19 protein-coding genes are annotated in these 21,827 nt (G+C 73.8%); 10 read left to right on the forward strand and 9 right to left on the reverse strand.

Annotated features, from left to right (window positions below; genetic code table 11):
- The 4 genes from IEZ12_RS38205 to IEZ12_RS11255 form a co-directional block, all read right to left on the reverse strand.
- On the reverse strand, positions 1 to 713 hold a 713-nt coding region (locus IEZ12_RS38205), incomplete at its 3' end, for a GNAT family N-acetyltransferase (protein WP_505744211.1).
- A 4-nt stretch (positions 714 to 717) separates the two neighbouring features.
- Positions 718 to 1,848 carry an acyl-CoA dehydrogenase family protein gene (locus tag IEZ12_RS11245; protein WP_189271905.1) on the reverse strand — a complete coding sequence of 377 codons (1,131 nt, stop codon included), beginning with the start codon at positions 1,846 to 1,848 and terminating at the stop codon, positions 718 to 720.
- Positions 1,849 to 1,897: 49 nt separating this feature from the next.
- Positions 1,898 to 3,205 (reverse strand): cytochrome P450, encoded by a 1,308-nt coding sequence (locus IEZ12_RS11250; protein ID WP_189271906.1) that lies wholly within the window; start codon positions 3,203 to 3,205, stop codon positions 1,898 to 1,900.
- A 172-nt stretch (positions 3,206 to 3,377) separates the two neighbouring features.
- A complete protein-coding gene (locus IEZ12_RS11255) occupies positions 3,378 to 5,753 on the reverse strand; it encodes a glycoside hydrolase family 65 protein (protein WP_189272088.1) in 2,376 nt (791 codons plus the stop codon).
- 190 nt (positions 5,754 to 5,943) lie between these two features.
- Between IEZ12_RS11255 and IEZ12_RS11260 the strand changes: the two genes are divergently transcribed.
- Positions 5,944 to 6,987 (forward strand): zinc-dependent alcohol dehydrogenase family protein, encoded by a 1,044-nt coding sequence (locus tag IEZ12_RS11260; protein ID WP_189271907.1) that lies wholly within the window; start codon positions 5,944 to 5,946, stop codon positions 6,985 to 6,987.
- A 30-nt stretch (positions 6,988 to 7,017) separates the two neighbouring features.
- On the opposite strand, the gene IEZ12_RS11265 is transcribed toward IEZ12_RS11260, so the two are convergent.
- A complete protein-coding gene (locus IEZ12_RS11265) occupies positions 7,018 to 8,433 on the reverse strand; it encodes an MBL fold metallo-hydrolase RNA specificity domain-containing protein (RefSeq protein WP_229847439.1) in 1,416 nt (471 codons plus the stop codon).
- Between the two features lie 169 nt (positions 8,434 to 8,602).
- On the reverse strand, positions 8,603 to 9,178 hold the full coding sequence (locus IEZ12_RS11270; protein WP_444542890.1) for an Rv1733c family protein: 576 nt from the start codon (positions 9,176 to 9,178) through the stop codon (positions 8,603 to 8,605).
- A gap of 164 nt (positions 9,179 to 9,342) precedes the next feature.
- On the opposite strand from IEZ12_RS11270, the gene IEZ12_RS11275 reads away from it, so the two are divergent.
- Entirely contained in the window at positions 9,343 to 10,365 is a 1,023-nt protein-coding gene (locus IEZ12_RS11275; protein WP_189271909.1) for a zinc-dependent alcohol dehydrogenase family protein, read from the forward strand.
- 24 nt (positions 10,366 to 10,389) lie between these two features.
- Here the strand turns inward: IEZ12_RS11275 and IEZ12_RS11280 are convergent, their stop codons facing one another.
- Positions 10,390 to 11,370 carry a helix-turn-helix transcriptional regulator gene (locus IEZ12_RS11280; RefSeq protein WP_189271910.1) on the reverse strand — a complete coding sequence of 327 codons (981 nt, stop codon included), beginning with the start codon at positions 11,368 to 11,370 and terminating at the stop codon, positions 10,390 to 10,392.
- Positions 11,371 to 11,713: 343 nt separating this feature from the next.
- On the opposite strand from IEZ12_RS11280, the gene IEZ12_RS11285 reads away from it, so the two are divergent.
- Both IEZ12_RS11285 and IEZ12_RS11290 read left to right on the forward strand, forming a co-directional pair.
- Positions 11,714 to 11,992 carry a hypothetical protein gene (locus tag IEZ12_RS11285; RefSeq protein WP_189271911.1) on the forward strand — a complete coding sequence of 93 codons (279 nt, stop codon included), beginning with the start codon at positions 11,714 to 11,716 and terminating at the stop codon, positions 11,990 to 11,992.
- A 168-nt stretch (positions 11,993 to 12,160) separates the two neighbouring features.
- A complete protein-coding gene (locus IEZ12_RS11290) occupies positions 12,161 to 13,720 on the forward strand; it encodes a PLL family lectin (protein ID WP_189271912.1) in 1,560 nt (519 codons plus the stop codon).
- A gap of 59 nt (positions 13,721 to 13,779) precedes the next feature.
- Here IEZ12_RS11290 and IEZ12_RS11295 read toward each other — a convergent pair whose 3' ends face one another.
- Positions 13,780 to 15,273, reverse strand: a complete 1,494-nt coding sequence (locus IEZ12_RS11295; protein ID WP_189271913.1) for an MFS transporter — start codon at positions 15,271 to 15,273, stop codon at positions 13,780 to 13,782.
- Positions 15,274 to 15,465: 192 nt separating this feature from the next.
- Here IEZ12_RS11295 and IEZ12_RS11300 point away from each other — a divergent pair, with 192 nt between their 5' ends.
- The 5 genes from IEZ12_RS11300 to IEZ12_RS11320 all read left to right on the forward strand — a co-directional run bounded on the left by IEZ12_RS11300 (position 15,466) and on the right by IEZ12_RS11320 (position 19,052).
- A complete protein-coding gene (locus IEZ12_RS11300; RefSeq protein ID WP_189271914.1) occupies positions 15,466 to 15,822 on the forward strand; it encodes a YciI family protein in 357 nt (118 codons plus the stop codon).
- 394 nt (positions 15,823 to 16,216) lie between these two features.
- Positions 16,217 to 16,399 carry a hypothetical protein gene (locus IEZ12_RS11305; protein ID WP_043907663.1) on the forward strand — a complete coding sequence of 61 codons (183 nt, stop codon included), beginning with the start codon at positions 16,217 to 16,219 and terminating at the stop codon, positions 16,397 to 16,399.
- A gap of 48 nt (positions 16,400 to 16,447) precedes the next feature.
- Positions 16,448 to 17,128, forward strand: a complete 681-nt coding sequence (locus tag IEZ12_RS11310) for a hypothetical protein (RefSeq protein ID WP_189271915.1) — start codon at positions 16,448 to 16,450, stop codon at positions 17,126 to 17,128.
- Positions 17,125 to 18,036: a DUF6895 family protein gene (locus IEZ12_RS11315; RefSeq protein ID WP_043907665.1), complete on the forward strand. Its 912-nt coding sequence runs from the start codon at positions 17,125 to 17,127 to the stop codon at positions 18,034 to 18,036. The genes IEZ12_RS11310 and IEZ12_RS11315 overlap by 4 nt, the downstream gene beginning before the upstream one ends.
- 50 nt (positions 18,037 to 18,086) lie before the next feature.
- A complete protein-coding gene (locus tag IEZ12_RS11320; protein WP_229847440.1) occupies positions 18,087 to 19,052 on the forward strand; it encodes a serine hydrolase domain-containing protein in 966 nt (321 codons plus the stop codon).
- A gap of 57 nt (positions 19,053 to 19,109) precedes the next feature.
- Here the strand turns inward: IEZ12_RS11320 and IEZ12_RS11325 are convergent, their stop codons facing one another.
- Positions 19,110 to 20,198: a hypothetical protein gene (locus tag IEZ12_RS11325; RefSeq protein WP_189271916.1), complete on the reverse strand. Its 1,089-nt coding sequence runs from the start codon at positions 20,196 to 20,198 to the stop codon at positions 19,110 to 19,112.
- Between the two features lie 319 nt (positions 20,199 to 20,517).
- Between IEZ12_RS11325 and IEZ12_RS11330 the strand changes: the two genes are divergently transcribed.
- A complete protein-coding gene (locus IEZ12_RS11330; protein WP_189271917.1) occupies positions 20,518 to 21,756 on the forward strand; it encodes a S53 family peptidase in 1,239 nt (412 codons plus the stop codon).
- Positions 21,757 to 21,827 lie beyond the last annotated feature (71 nt).

A 21,827-nucleotide genomic window follows, 5' to 3' on the forward strand; every position in this document is an offset into this window, starting at 1 on the left:
ATCACCTGCCGGTAGAGGCCGAGCAGTTGGGGCAGCAGGTGGGTGTAGTCGGCGAGGACTTCGATGCGCAGGTCGGGGTGGGCCCGGAAGCGGCGGATCTTGGCCCGGGCGTTGCGCCGCGGCTTGGCGGGGAGGGCGGTCAGGTAGTCGTCGAAGGTGCGGGCGGTCAGAGCGAGTTCGGTGTCGGGCAGGCCGGGGGCGAGGAAGAAGCCGGCGGCGCTGAGCGGTGCGCGCAGCGGGCCGAGGTCGGGGGCGGCGAAGTCCTTGAACACCACGGTGCCCAGGCGTTCGCGGCGTGCGAAGTCGAGCACCGCGTCGACCAGCACCCGGCCGGCCGGGGCGTCGAGCGGGCGGGCGGTCAGCAGGTGGCCCTGGCCGAGCAGGTGGCCGCAGAACAGCATCGGCATCCGCAGCAGTCGGGGCGCGAGGCGGCGCAGCGGGGTGAGCAGGCGGCGTTCGTGGGGGCCGACGATCCGGTCGAGCATCAGGTCGCGGAACAGGCAGAGCGGCAGGACGGCCACCACGTCGTCCTCCCTGCGGAGGGTCAGGTAGGCGTAGCCCGCGGGCCCGACCCGGCCGCGTTCGAGTGCGGTGAACACGCCGCGGGACCACATCGGGTCGTCCGCGGGGGTGAGTCGCTCCCAGGCTCCGGGCGGCAACTCGTCGATGCTGCGCAGTACTTCGGCCCGGTAGCCGTCGTCCGCCGGTGCCATCGGCTCAGCCGATCCGCAGCGCGCGGCCGTCCAGGAACTCCCGCAGTGGGCGGGCCATCCTGGTGCGGGCCGGTGGGTGGAAGGTCAGGCCGACGGCGGCGGAGGCGAGGTAGGAGCCGTCGGGCGAGCCGATGAAGGCCATGCCGCCGAGCGCCGCGAGGCAGGCCCGGGTGGTGCGGGCGATGGCGTCCTGCGCGGCGTACCGGGCGGTCAGCGCCTGGACCAGCAGGGCCTCGTCCCAGTCCTCGTCGGCCATGGCCCGGGCGACGGCCTCGACGGCGAGCATCGCGGCCTCGACGGGGACGAGGTAGGGCGTCGGGTCGTCCTCGCCGCCGCCCTGGCGTTGCAGGACCCGTTCGACCAGGGCGCTCGCCATGCCGAGGTAGCCGGCGGTCAGCAGCACTTCGAACCAGAGGAAGCCCGCCACGTTGAGCGCGTCGGGCACGGCGTCGGCGGTGACCTCGGTCGCCACCACCATGCTCGGGTCCAACTCGACGTCGGTGAGCCGGACTTCGTCGCTCTCGGCGCCGGCCAGGATGGGCGTGCCCCAGAACGGGCGGACGGTGACGCCGGGGCTGGCGGCGGGGATCAGCGCGACGGCCAGCCGCTCGACGCCGTCCGGGCCGGTGAGGGCGACGGAGGCTGTCAGCAGGTCCATCGAGCGGGACAGGCTGCACGGCATCTTGCTGCCGTTCAGCACGATCCGGTCGCCGCGCCGCTCGGCGGTGATGTGCGGGGTGAGGATGTTCTGGCCGGGCCGGCCCTCGGCGAAGCCGGACGCCACCAGCATCCGCTCCTTGGCGATGGCCTCCAGCAGCAGCCCTTCCAGGCCGTTGCCGTACTTGGCGGCCTCGACCAGGCCCGCGATGGAGAAGTGGTGCATGGTGGTGGCCACCGCAAGGGAGGGGCAGCGGGCGCCGACGGCGCGCTGCACCCGGACGGCCTGCAGGGCGCTCGCGCCCGCGCCGCAGTGGGCGGCGGGCACCAGCAGCCCGGGGCCGCCGGCGATCTTGAACTCCTCGATCGCCGGGCTGGGCGTCTGTTCCAGCGCCGCCAGCGGGTGGCGGGCGAGCGCCTGGTCCAACCCGGGCATGAGCGACTCGAGTTCGGCGCGTTCGCGGTGCAGGAAGTTCACGGGCACGTCCTTCGGGGAGGGGCGGTACGGCGCGTTCGGCGGGCGGCCGTCAGCCGGTCGCCGCCAGCGGCAGCGCGTCGAACGAGCGCAGGCAGGCCGAGGCGCGCCGCACCGGCGGCCCGGCCTGGGCGAGCCGGGGGAAGCGGGTGAGCAGCCGGCCCAGCAGCGCCGCGCCTTCGAGCCTGGCCAGTGCCGCGCCGAAGCAGTAGTGCGGACCGGCGCCGAAGCTCAGCACGTGGCGCTCGGGTCGGCGGACCAGGAACGCGTCCGGGTCCGGGTAGCGCCGAGGGTCGCGGTTGGCGGCGCCGAGCACGGTGGTGACGCTGCCTCCGGCGGGGACGGTGACACCGCCGACCTCGGTCGGCCGGGTGGCGAGCCGTTCGGTCATCAGCACCGGCCCGTCCCAGCGCAGCGACTCCTCGACCGCTCCGGGCAGCAGGCCGGGGTCGGCGCGGAGCTGCGCCGCCTGCTCGGGGTGGGTGAGCAGGGCGTGCACCGAGAGGCCGAGCAGTCCGGCGGTGGTCTCGAACCCGGCGACGAAGACCAGCACCAGGGTGTCCGCCAACTCCTGTTCGGTGAGCGGGCGTTCGGCGTTCACGGCGGTTTCGGTGGCTTCGGCGGATTCGGCTTTTCCGGCGGCGGCCTGGGCGAGCAGCGCGGTGGCGAGGTCCTCGGCCGGTCGGGCGCGCCGTTCGTCCAGCAGGCGGGCGAAGTACTCTCGCAGCGCCGTCACCGCCCGGTCGGCGAGCCGCCAGTCCTCGTCGGAGCGCACCGGTTCCAGCAGGCGCGCGGCGTCGCGTCCGAGCCGGTGGAAGTGTTCCTGATCGGCGGGCGGCACTCCGATCAGTCCACCCACCACGGCGACCGGCAGCGGATATCCGACCAGGTCCTGGAAGTCCGCGGCGCCGCCGTCGGAGGTCGCGTCGGCGAAACGGTCCAGCAGTTCGTCGACGGTCTTCTCCACCGCCGCCGACAGCGCGCCCATCCGCCGGGGGCCGAACGCCCGCACCAGCGGGCCGCGCAGCCGTTCGTGGGCGGGGCCGTTGGTGCCGAGCAGCGAGGTGTAGAAGTAGTCCGCCGCCGGGTGGGCCAGCCACTCGGGGCGCTCCCGCTCCAGCCACTGCCGGTCGGGCACCGCGAAGGCCGGGCTCGACAGGGCGGCCTGGCAGTCGGCGAACCCGGTCAGGAAGCGGGTGTCCAGCTCCTCGTGGTGGAGCACCGGCGCGAGGCGGCGCAGTTCGGCCAGCGGGGCGTACGGGTTCTCGCGGGCCTCCGGCGCGAAGACCGACAGCAGGATTCCGCCCGCATTCGTCGTCCGGTCGCCCGCCTGCGTCTGCCCAGCCGCGGAAGCGTTCATGCGCTCGCCCACCTTCGCCCGCCCGGACGCGGGCAGGCCTGTCGAATCGACTCGTGAATTCCACGCCGTTCGGACAGAGAGTACCGGAAAGGGAATCCCGGAAATAGCCGTTCAGAATTGAAGTGGCCATCCTGCGATAGGAATTACTACCCGTCAGATCATTCACGGAAAGTCAGAGGGCGAATTTGTGGCTCTCCCCCGGCCGCAGCGCGACGGCGGTGCTGCGCACCCCGACCCGCACCGGCCGCTCGGCGTCGGCGCCCAGGGCGACGGTGACGCTGTGCCGGTCGACGCGGATCCGCACGTCCCGGTGGCCGCGGTAGCGCACGTCCAGGTCGAGGCTGCCGAGCGCGCACGGCAGCTGCGGGTCCAGCCACAGCGCGTCCTCGCGCAACTCCAGCCCGGTGTAGCAGCGTTGCAGCAGGTCGGCGGCGCCGGCCATCGCCCCGAGGTGGACGCCCTCCCGGGTGGTGCCGCCCTGGGCGTCCACCAGGTCGGCGGTGAGCGCGTCGCGGAAGTGCCGCCAGGAGGCCCGGCGGTCGCAGCGGGTCAGCACCCAGGCGTGCACCACGGAGCTGAGCGTCGAGCCGTGCACGGTGCGGTCCAGGTAGTAGGAGACGGTGCGGCGCATCAGCTCGTACCCCGCGGGGTGGCCGAGGCGGCGCAGCAGGTCGCGCACCTCACCGGCGGAGAACAGGTACCAGAGCATCAGCACGTCGGCCTGCTTGGACGCCCGGTACCGGTTGACGGTGTCGCCCTCGGCCTCCAGGATCCGGTCGAGGCGGCGCAGGTCCGGGTAGCGCCGGCGGTAGGTCTCCCAGTCGAGTTCGGCGAGCCGCTGGTAGCCGTCGAACTGGCTGATCACCCCGTCGTGGAACGGCACGTGCAGCCGGCGGCCGATCTCCTGCCAGCGCTCCGGCTCCGCGGCGTCCAGCGCGAGGCGCTCGGTCAGTTCGCCGCGCCGGCGCTCGGGCAGGACGCGCAGCGCGTCCCGGGCGCGGGCCAGCACCCAGGAGGCGAGCACGTTGGTGTAGGCGTTGTCGTCCAGCCCGGGCCCCTGCGCCCACGGGTAGGCGTCGTGGTACTCGTCCGGTCCGAGGACGCCGCGGATCGACCAGCGGTCGCGGCCCGGGTCGTGGGCGGCGGCCGAGGCCCAGTAGCGGGCGATCTCCAGCAGGGGTTCGGCGCCGGCATCGGCGAGGAAGTCGAGGTCGCCGGTGGCCCGGTAGTACTCCCAGATGTTGTAGGCGACCGCCGAGCCGATGTGCCGCTGCAAGTGGGTGTGGTCGGGCAGCCAGCGACCGGACAGCGGGTTGAGGTGGACCTGCGGCGACTGCTCCTGCCCGTCGCTCCCGCTCTGCCACGGGTAGCTCGCGCCGCGCCGGCCCTCGGCGCGGGCGGCCCGCCGGGCGGCGTCGAGCCGACGCCGGCGGTAGCGCAGCACCGCGCGGGCGAGTTCGGGGAGGCGCAGGTTCAGCACCCGCAGCACGAACAGCTCGTCCCAGAAGACGTGGCCGCGGTACGCCTCGCCGTGCAGGCCGCGGGCGGGGATGCCGACGTCGAGGTCGGCGGAGTGCTCGGAGCAGGTCTGCAGCAGGTGGAACAGGTCGAGGTGCAGCGGGCCGAGGCCGGGGAAGTCGGCGTCGATCCTCAGGCGCTCCCACAACTGCTCCCAGCGCAGCGCGTGTTCGGCCAGCAGCCGGTCGAAGTCCGCGGCCTCGGCGGCGAGTTGCCGGGCGGCCTCCAGCGGGTCGCCGGTGGCCGGGTCGTGCGAGGTGTGGACGGCGACCACCTTGTCGACGGTGACGGGCCGGCCCGGGGTGACGTCCAGCGCCAGGGTCTGCGTCACCAGGCCCGGGCGGGCCCGCGTCCGGACCTCGGCCTCGACGGGCCGGCCGCCGGCCCGCACCCGGTGCCGGGCGGCGAGCGCGATCCGCCGGCCGGGCCCGGTGGCCACCTCCAGCCACAACTCTCCGTCCGGGCAGGCCTCCTGGCGCAGCGGGGTGAGGTGGCGGTCGGCCAGGCCGGCGTACCGGGGCACGCCCGCGTTGGTGACGGTGCCGTCGAGGGCGGAGCGGACTTCGAGCCGGCCGGACCAGTTCTCGGCGGTGAGCACGGTCTCCAGCGCGGCGAGGTGCGGGCTGGCCTGGCTGGCGATCCGGCGCTGGACCAGCCGGGTGCGCCGCCCGACGCCGTCCACGCACACCGCCCGGCGGGTCAACACGCCCTGCCGCAGGTCGAGTTCGAGTTCCTGCTCGACGGGCGGCCCGGTGAACCACTCGGCGCCCTCGCAGCGGAAGGTGACGGGCAGCCAGTTCGGGCAGTTCACCAGGTCCTCGTGGGTGAACACCCGCCCGCCGACCTCGGAGTCGGCGCGGTCGTAGCAGCCCGCCAGGTAGGTGCCGGGGTAGTGCTCGCCGCCCGCCACCGCCTCGGGGGCCGCGCCCCGGGTGACCAGGTAGCCGTTGCCGACGGCGCACAATGCCTCCCGTAGCCCTTCCTCGGCGGGCGCGTACCCGGTGTAGCGCAGCCGCCACGGATCGGGCATCGGACAGCCGCGGGCGGCGTCGGACGGCCGGTGGGGAGGGTCGGGTTCCACGGCTCACCTCCGTTCGCGCGCCGGGGCCCGTTCTCCAGTGTGCCCACCGACCGGCCGCCGCTGTCGCGCCGGGCGGCGGGGCGGGCGGACACCGGGGAGGCTGGTGGACGGAGCCGAAACCGCGCAGGGAGTGAGAGCGATGAAGGCGCTGACCTACCACGGGCCCGGCCGCCGCACCTGGGACGAGGTCCCCGATCCGGTGGTCCGCGACCCCGAGGACGCGGTGGTCCGGGTGGACGCCGTCACCATCTGCGGCACCGACCTGCACATCCTGGGGGGCGACGTGCCCGAGGTCACCGAGGGCCGGGTGCTCGGACACGAGGCGGTCGGCACGGTCGTCGAGACCGGCAGCGCGGTGCGCACGATCGCCGTGGGCGACCGGGTGCTGGTCTCGTGCATCTCCGCCTGCGGCCGCTGCGGGTACTGCCGGCACGGCACGTACGGCCAGTGCACGGGCGGCGGCGGGTGGATCCTCGGGCACCTGGTCGACGGCACCCAGGCCGAGTACGTGCGCACCCCGTTCGCCGACAGCTCGCTGCACAGGCTGCCGGACGGCGTCGACGACGAGACGGCGCTGATGTTCGCCGACATCCTGCCGACCGCGTACGAGGTCGGCGTGCTGAACGGCCGGGTGGGCCCCGGCGACACCGTCGCGATCGTCGGCGCAGGCCCGATCGGGCTGGCCGCGATCGCCACCGCGCGGCTGTACAGCCCGCGCCGGATCGTCGCCGTCGACCTGGTGGCGAGCCGGCTGGCCGCGGCCGAACGGGCCGGCGCGGACGAGGTGCTGCACGCCGAGGACGGCGCGGAGCAGCCGGTGCGCGCGCTCTCCCCCGACGGGCTCGGCGTCGACGTGGCGATCGAGGCGGTCGGCGTCCCCGACACCTTCGAGCTGTGCACCCGGCTGGTGCGTCCGGGCGGCCGGGTGGCCAACGTCGGAGTGCACGGCAGGCCCGCCGTGCTGCACCTGGAGGAGCTGTGGATCAGGAACGTCACCGTCACCACGGGCCTGGTCGACACCCGCACCACCCCGCTGCTGCTGGACCTGCTCGCGGCCGGCCGACTGGCGACGGGCGGACTGGTCACGCACCGCTTCGCCCTGGACCAGATGCCGGAGGCGTACGACGTGTTCGCCGACGCGGCGGGCACCGGCGCGCTCAAGGTCGCCCTGTTCCGGCCCTGACCCGCGGCCCGCCCCGCCGGGGAGCGAGTCTCAGCGCACCAGCACCCGTTCGCCCGAGCGCGGCACCACGGCCGTCCACCCGAGTTCGCGGTCGATCCGGTCGCGCAGCGCCTGCGCGCCCTCGGGTTCGCCGTGCACCAGGTAGGTCGCGGACGGCGCGGGGGCCGGGCGCAGCCAGTCGACGATCTCGGCGGCGTCCGCGTGCGCCGAGAACGCGGGGACGTCGACGACCTCCGCCCGGACGGGCACGTAACCGCCGTACATCTTCAGCACCCGGGCCCCGTCGACCAGGTCGCGGGCGCGGGTGCCCGCGGCGGCGTAGCCGACCACGACCACGGTGTTGCGGGGGTCGGGCAGCAGCCGGTGCAGGTGGTGCACGACGCGCCCGCCGGTGGCCATGCCGGACGCCGACACCAGGATCGACGGCAGGTGCGACTGCTCCAGCTGCCGCGACTCCGCCGGCGAGCGGACCGGCCGGAACGGCTCCGGGCTGATCGCGGCCTCACCGCGGGCGAGCACCTCGGGCCGCAACTCGGGGGCCCGGTCGGCGAACGCGTCCTGGTAGATCCGCAGCGTGGCGAGCGCCATCGGGCTGTCCACGTGCACGGGGGCGCTGATCGGCAGCCGCCCGGCGCGGCGGAGTTCGGCGAGCTGGTGCAGCACCACTTCGGTGCGGTCGACGGCGAAGGACGGGATGACGACGGTGCCGCCGCGGGCCAGCGTCCGGTCGAGCGCGTTGGCGAACTGCGCGCGGGCGGCGGTCTCCTCGTGCCGACGGTTGCCGTAGGTGGACTCCATCAGCAGCACGTCGGCGCCGGTGAACGGGTCGGGCGGGTTCAGCAGCGGGTGGACGGGGCGGCCGAGGTCGCCGCTGGCCGCGAGGGTGTGGCCGTCCTCCAGGGTGAGGTGCACCCAGGACGAGCCGAGGATGTGCCCGGCGGGGTGCAGGCGCAGCACCGTCCGGTCCGCGATCTCGATCTCCGCGTGGTGCGCGACGGGGTCGAACAGCGCCAGCGCCCGCTCCACGTCCTCCTCGGTGTACAGCGGCAGCGCGGGCCGGTGCTTGGACCAGCCGTGCCGGTTGGCGTGGTCGGCGTCCTCCTGCAGCAGGTGGGCGCTGTCCCGCAGGATCAGCTCGGCGATCCGGGCCGTGTACGGGGTGGTGAAGACCGGCCCCCGGAACCCGTCCGCGACCAGCCTGGGCAGGTAGCCGCAGTGGTCCAGGTGCGCATGCGTGAGCACCACGCAGTGCACGTCCCTGGGATCGAGCGGCAGCGACCGCCGGTTGCGCCGCCGCAGCTCGGCCAACCCCTGGAACAGCCCGCAGTCGATCATGACCCGGGCATGGTCGGTCTCCACCAGGAACTTGCTCCCGGTGACGGTACCGACCCCGCCCAGAAACGTGAGCAACCCCGGCCGCGGCATCGGGGCGGGCTGATTCTCCATGACGGCCTCCCAAAGCTCCGCCTCCCAGCATCCGCCCACCCCACCCCACGGGCACAGCCGACCGAACGCCCTGCAACCCGCCCCGGGCCACCTCGCCGGTCGACGCCACTGCCGCGCATGCCCGAGCGGATCAGCTCGGCTCGGCCGACGCCACCGCCCCACCGGGCAGTCAACTCGGCTGGCGTCGCGTCCACTGCGGTTCGATCTGCTGCCACTCCGCGTCCCAGCCCGCGTAGCGGCGGCGGTTCAGGAGGTGCAGGGTGCCCTTCCAGGTGAGCATGCTGAGCAGCGGTACGGCGGTGACGGTGAGGAGTGCGGCGGTCGCCGCGACCGCGATCGCTTCGCCGGTGCCGGCCGGTTGCGGGACGACCCGGCTGCGGTCGTCCACCCAGATCTGCACCGGGGTGCCGGCCCGCTGCCCGGAGGGGACGACCGCGCTCGCCAGGTGGTCGGCGCCGTCGGAGTTCCAGGCGACGGCGGCGCGGGTCGTGGTGATGCCGACCGCGGCCGGGACGTCCGCGACGAGTTGTGCCGTCACCGGGTGCCGGTCGGTGCTCTCCTCCCGGACGACCCGGGCCTGGTCCTGGTGGACCGCGAGGCCGACGGCGATCGCCGCGGGGACTCCGCCGATCGCCACCAGCAGCAGCGTTCGCGCCGCCCACCATTGCAGGCGGTCACTGCTCCGCCTCAGTGGGTTCTTCCGTTGCTGCGGATGCGCATGCAATGCCGCCCGCCTCCTCGCCACACGTCCTGGCCCTGTTCTCCCCCAGCTTTTCGGGGACGGTGGTGCCGCCGCATGGTCCGGTCGGCCCTATTCGGCCCGACAACAGGCCCGGGTCGCCGGGCCGACTCGTCCCCTCCGCGGGGTCGGAGCACGCTGAAGGGAGGATCCGACAGCCGGGAGGACGCATGCGTACCGTGCGGGACGGCGCCTGGGTGGTGGCCCGCCCGGGGCCGGTGGACGCCGGGCCCGGGCCGCTGGTGTGGGAGCGGCGGCCGCCGCCCGTCCCCGGCGAGACGGAGATCCTGGTCGAGGTGGAGGCGTGCGGGGTGTGCCGGACGGACCTGCACCTCGCCGAGGGGGACCTGCCGCCGAGGGTGCCGCGCTGCACGCCCGGCCACGAGGTGGTGGGCCGGGTGACGTCGGCGGGTGCGGGGGTACGGGAGTTCGCGGTCGGCGACCGGGCGGGGGTGGCCTGGCTGGCCGGGGTGTGCGGGCGCTGCCGGTACTGCCGCAGCGGGCGGGAGAACCTGTGCCCGGGGTCGACGTACACCGGCTGGGACCGGCACGGCGGCTACGCGGGGTTCGTCACGGCGGACGCCCGTTTCGCCTACCGCCTGCCGGAGGGCCCGCCCGCCGAGGAGCTCGCGCCGCTGCTGTGCGCGGGGATCATCGGCCACCGCGCCCTGGCCCGGGCCGAGTTGCCGCCGGGCGGTCTCCTCGGCATCTACGGTTTCGGCGCGTCCGCCCACCTGACGGCCCAGCTGGCGCTGGCCCGGGGCGCCCGGCTGGCGGTGTTCACCCGCGGCGCGGCGGCGCGCGAGCTGGCCCGGGAGCTGGGCGCGGGCTTCGCCGGCGACTCCTACGACCCGCCGCCCGAGCCGCTGGACGCCGCGATCCTGTTCGCCCCGGTCGGCGAGCTGGTGCCGGTCGCCCTGGCGGCACTTGACCGCGGCGGCACCCTCTCGGTCGCCGGCATCCACCTCACCGACATCCCCGCCCTGAACTACCAGCAACATCTGTTCCAGGAGCGCACCTTGCGCAGCGTCACCGCCAACACCCGCGCCGACGGCCACGCGTTCCTCACCGAGGCGGCGCACGTCCGCCCGACCGTCCGGGTCAACCGCTATCCGATGCACCGCGCCGACGCCGCCCTCGCGGACCTCGCCGCGGACCGGGTCACCGGCGTCGCCGTCCTGCTGGCGGAGTGAACCGCCACGGCACGCTTCCGCCGCTCAGAGCCAGCCGCGGTGGGCGGCCCGCACTCCGGCCTGGAAGCGGCTGTCGGCGTCCAACCGGGCCATCAGGTCGGCCATCTGGCGTTTGACGGTGCGGCCGGAGACGCCGAGCTTGCGGCCGGCCGCCTCGTCGGTGTGGCCGGCCGCGGCCAGCTCCAGCAGGGTGCGCTCGGCCGAAGTGAGGCCCTGCCCGTCCACCGTGACGGAGGAGCCGAACGGGGTTGCCGCGGACCAGAGTTGGTCGAACAGCGCGCAGGCGACGGACAGCATGCCGGGGCTGTCCAGCTCCAGCGCGCCCTGCCGCGGGTCGGCCGGGTCGAGCGGGACGATGACGACCCTGCGGTCGACGATCACCAGCGGTGTCGGCACGATCGGGACGGTCCGCATCTCGCCGCCGAGGTCCGTCAGCCAGCGCGCGTGGGCCAGCGTGTCGGGGTCGTTGCGGAAGCTCTCCCGGCAGATCGCCCTGATGCCGACGCCCCGGCGCAGCGCCTGTTCGTTGAGCTGCGCGGAGGCCGCCCGCGCGTCGGGCCGGTCCGCGCCGCCCGGGTTGAGCGACAGGCACTCCGTCACGGCGTTCGCGGCGAGCTCCTCCAGGCGGCCCCGGACGGCGTCGATCCCGTCGAGTCGGACCGCCGGCTCCGCGCGGTGCTGGCGCTGCTCCTCGTGCTCGGCCGCGAGTGCGGCGATCGCCGCCCGGGTCGCCTCGATCTGCCGCTGCCGGGCGGCGGCCTCGTCCTCGGCGGCGGCCAGCAGCGCCGACAGGCCGACCGCCGGGCTGACCGGCCGCAGCGTCCCGTCCGCGGCGGCGGAGGGTCTGACCAGCGCCAGGTCCGCCAACTCGTCGAGCGCGGAGCGTATCTGCCGGTCCGTCATTCCGGTGTCGTGGGCCAGCATGGCCACGCTGCGCGCCGGATCGGTGAGGACCGCCTGGTAGAGACGCTCGGCCAGGCCGGAGAGACCGAGTAACTCAAGCATTCTGCCGCCCCCCGCGGTAGGTGCTCAAACCATTGTCGGACCAGTCTGCCCAGCGGTAAAGCCCCGGGCAAGACTGCCCCATGCCTGTCCCGTTGGGGTCAGGCCCGTTGGGGCCAGGCGCGGACCGCTGACAGCGCGGCGCCGGTTCGGCAGGCTGATGCATGTCGGAAGCGCCGCCCCGGGGATCCGGGGCCGGGAGTCGCGATCGTCCGACGTCCGTCCACCGCACCCATGAATGGAGTCCGTCCATGTCCAGCGTCGCCCAGCTGTCCCCCGCCACCGTCGGTTCGCTCGCGCTCCGCGCCGGTTCCGGCGACTCCGACAACGGGTTCGGCTGGGGCTGATGACCGACAAGCCGATCCTGCGCCTGACGCTGAGTCAACTCGTCGGTCCGTCCGCCCTGGTGGTCGCTCCCCAGTGGCTTACCGGCCACCTGTGGCGCCAGGCCCTGGCGGACGACCGCCTGGAGCACGTGCGGGTGCGGGTCGCACCCGGCCGGATCGGCGTGGCTCTGTTCCTCCTCGCCGCCGAGGAGACCGCCGCCCGCCGGAGCGCACGATCCATCTGCGCGCGGGCACTCGACACCTCGGACGAGCTGCGCGACTGGCGCCTCGCCGAGTAGCGACGGGCCTGCGCGCCTGCCTGCCGCGCCCCGTCCTTCCTTCCTCTCGCACGGCCTGCGTTCCGCAGGGCCGCTGTTCCGCGCATGCCCCGTTCGGGTCCCGGCCCGTCGGTGCGGCCGCGCTGCCCCCACGAGTCCTTCGAAGAAACGGAAGAGAGCTCTCTCGTCATGATCAGGTTGCTCCGACGCCTCCTCAGTCTGCTCGCCGTCACCGCCGTGACCGCCGGCCTGCTGATCACCGTCTCCGGGCCCGCCCAGGCCGCGTTCGTCTCCGACCTCGGCGGCCCCATCAGCCGCTCCGAGGTGATCGAACGGGCCCAGTACTGGGTCGACAACCAGCCCGGCCCCTACGACCAGGGCGGCTACTCGCCCGGCCCCACCGGCGACCGGAACTACCGCCGTGACTGCTCCGGCTACGTCGACATGGCGTGGCACCTCAACAGCGACGACTCGACCAGGACCCTGTCGCAGCTGTCCACCTCGATCGACCGCCAGGACCTGTTGCCCGGCGACATCCTCCTCGACACCACGAACCACGTCATCATCTTCAACGCCTGGGCGAGCGACCACATCCACTTCAGCTACTACTCCTTCGGTACCGACCCGGTGAAGAAGGTGACGAACGCCTCCATCAACGACGGGACGATCGACGGCTGGCCCAACAGCAACTACCAGGCCCGCCGCTACAACAAGATCGTCGACAGCCCGGTGACCAACTACGAGCGCCAGCTGATCGGCCGGCCCCACCTCGGCATGAACGCCAACCAGACGCTGGAGTTCATCGACAACGACGGCAACGGCGGGGTGCGGACCAAGTACCAGGTGAACCCGAACAGCACCTGGTCGAACTGGACCGCCATCCCGAACGCGGCGAACGTGGCGGGCACCCCGGTGCTGGGCCGCGGCACCAACGGCGCCCAGGAGATCTTCGCCCGCACCACGGACGGCAGCGTCGTGTCCAGGTGGCAGGTGAAGCCGAACAGCACCTGGTCCGGCTGGTTCAACCACGGCGGCAACGTCGCCTCCGAACTCGCGGTCGCCGCCAACGAGGACGGCCGCCAGCAGATCTTCGGCCGCACCCCCGACGGCCGGATCACCACCAGCTGGCAGGACACGCCGAACGGCGCCTGGCACGACTGGCTGACCTTCGACGGCGCCGACTTCGTCGGCAACCCCACCGTGGCCTACGGCGCCAACGGCAGCCTTGAGGTGTACGCCCGCACCACGAACGGGCACATCATGTCCCGGTGGCAGGTGAAGCCGAACAGCACCTTCACGACGAGCTGGTTCGACCACGGCGGCAACGTCGTCTCCGACCCGGTGATCGGGATCGGCCAGAACGGCTCCCAGGAGATCTTCGCCCGCACCGCCGACGGCCGGATCACCACCAGCTGGCAGGTCGCGCCGAACAGCACCTGGTCGAACTGGGCGACCTTCGCCGGCGACGGCTTCGTCGGCGACCCCGCCGTCGTGCTCTGCCGCAACGGCAACCTGGAGATGTTCGCCCGCAAGGCCGACGGCACCGTGTGGAACCTCCACCAGGTGGCGCCGAACAGCACCTGGACCACCTCCTGGAGCTCGCTCGGCGGCGCACTGGCGACGAACCCGGTGGCGGGCGAGAGCCAGGACGGCCGGCTGGAGGTCTTCGGCAAGACCGCCTCCGGCACCGTCACCCACGCCTTCCAGAGCCGTATCGCCTCCGCCTTCAGCACCTTCCGGGACCTGTAGCCGCGCAGCGCCGCCCAACCGGTGCCGGGCAGTCGAAGCCGACTGCCCGGCGCCTCGCGTTACCCGCGACTCGCTTCCAACTCCATCTCCGGTGCCACTACCTTGGATTGACGCATAGTCAGAACCAGAACGACCAGCACGGCGAAGATCCCGGCGGCCGCGAACCCGGTGACGTGCAGCGCGCCGGTGAAGGCCTCCCTGGCGTGCTGGAGGAACACCGCGCCCTGCTCGGCGGGGAGTTCGCGGGCCGTGACCACCGCGCCGGCCAACGAGTCGGAGGCGCCGTCCATGCGGTGGCGGTAGACGACGGCGGCCAGCACGCCCAGCAGGGCGAAGCCGAGCGAACCGCCGAGGTAGTTGCCGGTCTCCGACATCGAGGCCGCCGAGCCGGCCCGCTCCGGCGGGACGGAGCCGAGGACCAGGCCGGTGCCGAGGGCGAACAGCGGGCCGGTGCCGAGGGCCAGCACGGTGATGCCGGTCATCACCAGCACCAGCGAGCCGTCGACGGCGGCCAGCAGCAGCCCGCCGAGCGCGGAGCAGGCCAGGCCGCCGGCGATCGCGGTGGTCTGCTTCATCCGGCGGGCCAGCGCGGGCGCGGTCATGGTGCCGACGGCGACGCCGAGGCCCATGGGCGCGAACAGCGCAGCCGAGACGGCCGGCGAGTGGTCCAGCACGTTCTGCAGGTACTGGGTGACCAGCAGGCCGGTGCCGGCCATCGCGACACCGGCCAGCACCAGCCCGACCAGGACGGCCGCGAACGGCCGGCTGCGCAGCAGTCGCAGGTCCAACAGCGGTTCCTCGACCCGTAGTTGGCGGCGGACGAAGAGCAGCCCGAGCACCGCGCCGACGAGCAGCGCGACCGCCGGCCCGAGCGACGAGCCGCCCGCGATGCCGTCCACGGCCAGCTGCTTGACGCCGTACACCAGCAGCAGCATCGCGGCCAGCGACAGCCCGACGCCGACCGGGTCCAGCCGGCCGGCCCGGTCGCTGCGGAACTCCGGGAGCAGCGCGGGCCCGGCGGCCAGCAGCAGCACCATCGGCGGGACGGCGATCAGGAACACCGAGCCCCACCAGAAGTGCTGGAGCAGCACTCCGGCGAGCACCGGCCCGAGCGCGCCGCCGGCGAACTGGCCGGTGGCCCAGACCGCGATGGCCCGGCCGCGTTCCCGCTCGTCGCGGAACATGTTGGTGATCAGCGACAGCGTGGACGGGGCGAGCGTCGCGCCGGCGACGCCCAGCAGGGCCCGGACCACGATCAGCATCAGCGGATCGACGGCGAACGCGGCCACCACCGAGAGCACGGCGAACGCGGCCGCGCCGGTGAGCAGCAGCCGCCGGCGGCCGATCCGGTCGCCGAGGGTGCCCATGGTGATGACCAGGCCGGCCACCACAAGTCCGTAGCTGTCGCTGATCCACAGCTGTTCGACGTTGTCCGCCCCCAGGTCGGCGCTGAGCCGCGGGAGGGCGAGTAGCAGTGCCGTCACGTCCATCGCGACGATCAGTGTCGGCAGCATGAGCAGGGCCAGCCCCCACCGTGCCCGGTCGACTCGCATGTTCGAACGCTCCTCTTTCTCTCGACTGTTCCGTCGTCCGGTCGGAGCGGAGGCGCGGTTCTTGACATCCCGCCGCCGGAGGGAGCCGGAAATCTCGCGGAGTTTTCCCGGCGGGGATGTCAGGACGGCGTCGGCGGCTCCGACCAACGGGCGGGGCCCCGGCCGGGGCCCGCGAGCGACGAGGAGTGCGAGATGAAGTTCCTGATCGGCCTGCACATCGACCCGGCGGTGCTGGACGCGCTGACGGACGAGGAGAAGGCCGGGCTCGGCAGCGGCCACGGCCGGTTCATCCAGGCGCTGAAGGACTCCGGCGAGCTGATCCTCACCCAGGCGCTGGCGGACCCGTCGCAGTCGGTGGTGGTGTCGGTGCGGGGCGGGCAGCCGGTGGTGACGGACGGTCCGTTCCTGGCGGCGAAGGAGTTCCTGGGCGGCTTCTACCTGGTGGACTGCGAGAACGAGGAGCGGGCGGTCGAGCTGGCGGCGCAGATCCCGGACGCCGCGATTCCCGGCCTGGGCGTGGAGGTGCGTCAAGTGCTGTTCTCCGACTGACACTTGGCGACAGGACAGCACCCGACTTCGAGGGCCTGCTGCGCGCACTCGCGCCGCAGGCCCTCGGCACGCCGGTCCGCCGGCCGTGACGGGCCGGTCGGCGCCGATGCTGCCGACCCACGCCCGCCGGGATGCGCGGGCGACGGCGAGCCGCGCCGAGCACGAGCAGCGTCGCCTGGAATCCCGGGCGACGAGGGGGCGACCGCTCCCCCGATCGCCCGCCCGACGGCCACCCTCCCGCTTGCCGCGACCATGACACATAATCATGCCCCGGACATGACACTTCCGGGCGGCCAGGACTCCACATGCGTCGCTCCAGGAGCCCGCCTAGCGTGGGGGAAGGACATCGTCGATCCGACGATGACGTCCGTCCTTCCCCAAGGAGGCGTATCCGATGCTTGCCCAGACCGTGCTTGCTCCGCACCGCGCCACGGCGCCCGAACTCGGCACCGTCAAGGCGCTGATGACCGAGGACGAGTCGCCGGTCAGCGACGCGCCGCTGTACCGCCCCGAGGCCATCGGCCTGCTGCTGCTCGCCCTGTTGCTCTCCCCGAAGGGTCCCAAGGAGAAGAAGTAGCACCGACCCGGCATCAGATCGGAATCATCGGAAGAAAGTGGTCCACCTATGCCGTTCGCCGAATCGCCCCAGCGGGAGTTCGCTGCCGCGACCGAGTGGGCGGCAGGCCGCACCCTCGACGCCCTCACCGGCGCCGAGGGCGCGGCTCCTCCCACCCCTGCTCCCGCCGCGCCGGAGCCGCAGGCCCTGCTGGCCGGCGTCCGCGTGCTGGGCCCGGACGTCTTCGCCCCGGCCCTGCTCACCGGCGCCCCGACCCCGCCGGAGACCACCGAGATCGTCGCCGAGGCGTTCCGGGTATTCCCCTCCGACGAGTCCGGGATCCACACCTGGCGCGACCGGGCCACCGCCGAGCTCCTCACCCGGGCCGGCTACCCCGTGTCGGCCCCCACCCCGCCCCCGCCCCCCGACCCCGGCGAGGACGGCTGGCAGCACTGGTCGGTGCGGATGGCGCAGCTCTCCTGCCTGGCCCTGCCGACCCTGGACGGCCCGGTGCACCAACGCGCCCGGGAGCACCCGCTCGCGCTCGCCCGCGGCGCCGCCCGCGCCGTGCTGCGGCGCGACCACCGCACCTCCGCCCGACTGGTCCGCTGGCTGGCCTGGCTGCACCGCACCGGCACCCCGTCCACGCTGGAACTCCCGCCGCTGCTGCGCCAGTTGGCGCTGACCGGCGACGGCACCGCGCGCAGCGCCCTCGACCTCACCGTCGCCGCACACCTGGCCGCCGGATGAACCCGGCCGTGCTCGGGGACGCCCACCGGTTGGCCACCCGCGCGCTGGAGTGGCTGCACACCGCGCACGAGCAGGGCCACGGCGCCCTGCCGCCCGACGGGGGCGCCGACCTCTCCGACCCCGACAACGCGTACAAGCCGATCGGCGAATGCGCCCTGGCCGCCTCCCTGGTGCTGCGCGAGACCGTCTCCGGCCCCACCGAACGCGAACGCGCCCGGGTGCTGCTGGACTTCGGCTGGCAGCAGCTGCGCCAGGGCGAGCTGCTGTACGAACGGCAGTTCCGGCACATGCTGCTCAGCGACCCGCTGGAGACGTACCTGCACTTCCACCGTTCCGGCTACCGGCACCCGGCGCTGGACGAACTGCTGTCCGGCCTCGACGGGCTGCGCGCCACGCACGCCGTGGAGACGATGCCGAACCGGCGCCTGGCCATCGCCAACGCCCGGCACGTGATCGGGCTGGGGAGCCGCCCCGACTGGGACGCGCTCGCCGCGGCGACCTGGCTGGGCGCCCGCCCCGAACCCTGGGCGATCGACTGGACGACCGGCTACAGCGTCACCCACACCGTCTTCCACCTCACCGACTGGGGTGCGCTGCCCGAACGGCTGCCCGCACCGCTGCGCGAGTACCTGGCCGCCTGGCTGCCGGTGTGGGCCGACATCTGGCGGGAGACCGGGCAGTGGGACCTGCTCGGCGAACTGCTGATCGTGGACGCCTGCCTGCCCGAGCCGGTCTGCGACCCGCAGAACTGGGAGCAGCTGGTCGCCGCCCAGCGCGCGGACGGTCTGCTGCCGCGCGACCTGGACCCGGTCGACGAGGACCCCGAGCGGGCGTTCAAGGACAACGAGCACACCGCCGTGGTCGGCGTGCTGGCCGGCACCCTCACTCTCGCCCGCGCGCTCCGGTGAGCGCGGTGAACCCGGTGAGTCCGGTGAACCCGGCGAGTCCGGTGCGCCCGGTGGATCCGCAGCTCGCCACCCTGACCCGCACCGTGCCGCGCGGCGCGGCCGTCGCCCTCGCCGTCGTCTGCCCCGACGGCGAGCGGCTGCTCTGCCACGGCCGGACCGACGGCAGCTCCGGCGAGCCCGTGACACCGGACACCGGCTTCGAACTCGGCTCGGTGAGCAAGACGTTCACCGCCCTGCTGCTCGCCGAACTGGCCGCCCGCGGCGAGGTCCGGCACCGGGACACCGTCACCGTCGCGGACGTGCCGCTCACCTTCCTCCACCTGGCCACCCACACCTCCGGACTCCCCCGCCTGCCGCCCGGCCTGCGGCGCTCGGCGCTGCCCGCCTGGTTCACCAACCCGTACGCGGCGTATTCCGTCGCCGAGTTGGACCGGGCGATGGACCGAACCCGCCTGCGCAATCCGCCCGGTGACCGGGTGCACTACTCCAACTACGGCGTGGGCCTGCTCGGCCGGACGCTCGCCGAACGGGCCGGCACTTCGTACCCGGCGCTGCTCACCTCCCGGATCAGCGCCCCGCTCGGACTCACCGGCACCGACTGCGAACCCGGCGCCGCCGTCGGGCACTTCCGCCAACGCCCCCTGCCACCCTGGCAGATCCCCGCCCTGCCGGGCGCCGGCGCCGTCCGCTCCACCGCCCGGGACCTGCTGCGCTACCTCACCGTCCACCTCGACCCGGCCGCCGCCCCCACCACTGCCCTGACCGCCGCGCTGCGCGACGTCCAGCGGCCCCGCCTGGTCAAACCCCGCTCCACGGACCGGATCTGCCTGGTCTGGAACCTGCGCCCGACCCCCGACGGCGATGTCCTCTTCCACTCCGGCGGCACCCGCGGCTGCACCTCCTTCATCGCCTTCTGCCCCCGGCGCGGCACCGCCCTGGCCGCGTTGACCAACGCGGGCCCCCGGCTGGACGGCCGCTTCATCCAGACCGGCTACCGGATCTTCCGGGACCTGTAACGCCCACGGGCCGCCGGCGCTGGGTGCGTCGGCGGCCCGCGGGGTGCTGTCGGTCGGTCAGGCGGTGAACCAGCCGGTCAGGTCGGCGGTGACGTTCACCGTCCCGGTGGAGTTGTAGAACACCACCCGGCCGTCGACCACCGGGACCAGGACCTGGTGCGAAACCGTCTGGCCCGGCGTCCAGTTGAGGCTGGAGGTGCCGGGGCGGTCGGTGCCGTGCGGGTAGGCGGTCAGGTAGCCGGTGTCGGTCGGGTTGGTGACCGTGACGTTCAGCAGCACGGCGGTCGCGCCGTACGGGACGCCGCCGACGCCGCCGACCTGGACGCTGACGAGGCCGCCCGCGCCGACGGCGCCCTGCCGGGCGCCGGTCCCGTCGCGGGTGTCGAGCAGCCGCTGCGGGGTGGCCGGGGAGAACGTGCTGGTGCCGGTCGCCGAGTAGTAGCCGGCGACGTCGGCGATCAGGTCGACGGTGCCGGCGCTGTTGCGCAGGTCGACCTTGCCGTTCACCACGGGGACGGTCACCAGGTTGGCGACGGTCCGGCCCGCGGTGAAGTTGAGGTTCGACGTGGCGGGCAGCGGCCGTCCGTCGGCGTGAACGGTGATCCAGCCGGTCGCCGTCGGCGACGCGGCCGTCAGGTTCATCACCACGGCGGTGACGCCGTCCGCCGGGACGCCCTTGACGCCCGCCACCCGCAGGCCGACGCTCTGGCCCGCGCCGACCCGGGCCTTGGGGGCGCCGGTGCCGTCACGGGTGTCCAGCAGACGGGCCGGGTCGAGTGGCACGAAGCGGGACTTGGCGGGGTTGTCGGCCGCGGTGACCTCGAACGCGTTCGGGACGTAGCCCGGCGAGGGCTGGCCCTGGGTGTAGCCCATGCCGTCGCGCACCAGGTCGTAGTGGCCGGGTGCCAGGTTCCTGGTGTCGACCAGCACGTTCAGTGCGGTGCCGTCGGCGTTCACCGACTGCGGCCAGACCGGATTCCGGCTGCTCGTGGAGCTGTTCTCCAGGTTGATCCGTCTGCCCACCGTCAGGCCGGTGCCCCGGATCACGGCCGGCACCAGGGTGCCGGCTTGGCCGGTCGCCGAGTTCCCGGCCAGGCCCTGGAGGGTGTACTCGACCGGGGTGGGGGACTTGTCCGGGGTGACCATCAGCAGCGCCCGGCCGTCGGTGGAGCTCCAGTTCCCGGATGAGAAACACAGGCGTCCTTTACCTCCGCGGTTCTGTGTATGGAGGAACCGTCACCTGGGACCCCCGAGCGGTAAAGGACGGGTCCAATCTCCTTGCCGCTCATTGCAGTTGACGGGACACCATCACTAGCGTCGGTGACGGCTCAACCGTGCGATCACCCCCGGTGCAGGAGCCCCGGTGCCCCCAGTCATGCTGCCGCTCCTGCCTGCCCCGCCGCGTGTTCGGCCCGTCCGCCGCCGGCGGCCTCTCCGTTGTGCTCCGACCCCTGGAGGCAGTTCCTTGCGTACCCCCACCGCGCCCACCCTCATCAGTGCCGCCGCGCTCGCCCTCACCGCGTTCACCGGCCTGGCCGCGGCCTCGCCGGCCGACGCCCGGTCCGCGCCCACCACGTACAGCAAGGGCGGGGTGTCCTGGGTGCGGGCGTGCGACACGCTCGCCAAGGGCGACACCATGGGCTGCCACGCGCTGAAGGTCACCAACGCGGCCCAGCACGTCCACGCCCTCGGCGTCACGCCGAACGCGACCCCGTCCGGCTACGGCCCGTCGGACCTGACGAGTGCGTACAACCTGCCGGCGAACGGTGGCGCGGGCGCCACCATCGCGATCGTCGACGCGTACGACGACCCGAACGCCGAGGCCGACATGGCGGTCTACCGCGCACAGTACGGCCTGCCGGCCTGCACCACCGCGAACGGCTGCTTCAAGAAGGTCAACCAGACCGGCGGCTCCTCGCTGCCGAGCCCCAACTCCGGCTGGGCGGGCGAGATTTCGCTCGACCTGGACATGGTCTCGGCGGTCGCGCCGAACGCGCGCGTCATCCTGGTCGAGGCGACCAGCGCGACCATGGCCAACCTCGGCAAGTCGGTGAACGAGGCGGTCGCGCTGGGCGCCAAGTACGTGTCCAACAGCTACGGCGGCGGCGAGTCCTCGTCCGACACCTCGTACGACAGCTCGTACTTCAACCACCCGGGCGTGGCCATCACGGTCTCCTCCGGCGACAGCGCGTACGGCGCGCAGTACCCGGCCGCCTCGAAGTACGTCACCGCGGTCGGCGGCACCTCGCTGAGCCGCAACTCCAGCACCCGCGGCTGGGGCGAGTCGGTCTGGTACACCAGCTCCACCGAGGGCACCGGATCCGGCTGCTCGGCCTACGACGCCAAGCCGACCTGGCAGAAGGACACCGGCTGCGCCAAGCGCGCCATAGCCGACGTCTCGGCGGTCGCCGACCCGGCCACCGGCGTCGCCGTCTACCAGACGTACGGCGGCAGCGGCTGGGCGGTGTACGGCGGTACCAGCGCCTCCTCGCCGATCATCGCGAGCGTGTACGCGCTGGCGGGGACGCCGTCCACCGGCTCCTACCCGTCCTCGTTCCCGTACGCGCACACCGGCTCCCTGTACGACGTCACCACCGGCTCCAACGGCAGCTGCTCGCCGAGCTACCTGTGCACCGCCACCACCGGCTACGACGGCCCGACCGGGCTTGGCACCCCGCACGGCACGGCGGCCTTCGCCGGCTGACGACGCTCCACCCGCGACCCGCCGGAGGGCGGTGGCGCGCAGGGAATCCCCTCCCCTGCGCGCCACCGCCC

This window comes from Kitasatospora griseola (assembly GCF_014648555.1).
Taxonomy (GTDB): Bacteria; Actinomycetota; Actinomycetes; order Streptomycetales; family Streptomycetaceae; genus Kitasatospora; species Kitasatospora griseola.

Coding starts and splice junctions, on each gene's coding strand:
- IEZ12_RS11260 (WP_189271907.1), top strand. CDS start 5,944: ATGAAGGCGCTGACCTACCACGGGCCCGGCCGCCGCACCTGGGACGAG.
- IEZ12_RS11310 (WP_189271915.1), top strand. CDS start 16,448: ATGCCGTTCGCCGAATCGCCCCAGCGGGAGTTCGCTGCCGCGACCGAG.
- IEZ12_RS11280 (WP_189271910.1), bottom strand. CDS start 11,370: ATGCTTGAGTTACTCGGTCTCTCCGGCCTGGCCGAGCGTCTCTACCAG.
- IEZ12_RS11295 (WP_189271913.1), bottom strand. CDS start 15,273: ATGCGAGTCGACCGGGCACGGTGGGGGCTGGCCCTGCTCATGCTGCCG.
- IEZ12_RS11275 (WP_189271909.1), top strand. CDS start 9,343: ATGCGTACCGTGCGGGACGGCGCCTGGGTGGTGGCCCGCCCGGGGCCG.
- IEZ12_RS11285 (WP_189271911.1), top strand. CDS start 11,714: ATGACCGACAAGCCGATCCTGCGCCTGACGCTGAGTCAACTCGTCGGT.
- IEZ12_RS11315 (WP_043907665.1), top strand. CDS start 17,125: ATGAACCCGGCCGTGCTCGGGGACGCCCACCGGTTGGCCACCCGCGCG.
- IEZ12_RS11300 (WP_189271914.1), top strand. CDS start 15,466: ATGAAGTTCCTGATCGGCCTGCACATCGACCCGGCGGTGCTGGACGCG.
- IEZ12_RS11290 (WP_189271912.1), top strand. CDS start 12,161: ATGATCAGGTTGCTCCGACGCCTCCTCAGTCTGCTCGCCGTCACCGCC.
- IEZ12_RS11265 (WP_229847439.1), bottom strand. CDS start 8,433: ATGGAGAATCAGCCCGCCCCGATGCCGCGGCCGGGGTTGCTCACGTTT.
- IEZ12_RS11250 (WP_189271906.1), bottom strand. CDS start 3,205: ATGAACGCTTCCGCGGCTGGGCAGACGCAGGCGGGCGACCGGACGACG.
- IEZ12_RS11305 (WP_043907663.1), top strand. CDS start 16,217: ATGCTTGCCCAGACCGTGCTTGCTCCGCACCGCGCCACGGCGCCCGAA.
- IEZ12_RS11325 (WP_189271916.1), bottom strand. CDS start 20,198: ATGGTCACCCCGGACAAGTCCCCCACCCCGGTCGAGTACACCCTCCAG.
- IEZ12_RS11255 (WP_189272088.1), bottom strand. CDS start 5,753: ATGCCCGATCCGTGGCGGCTGCGCTACACCGGGTACGCGCCCGCCGAG.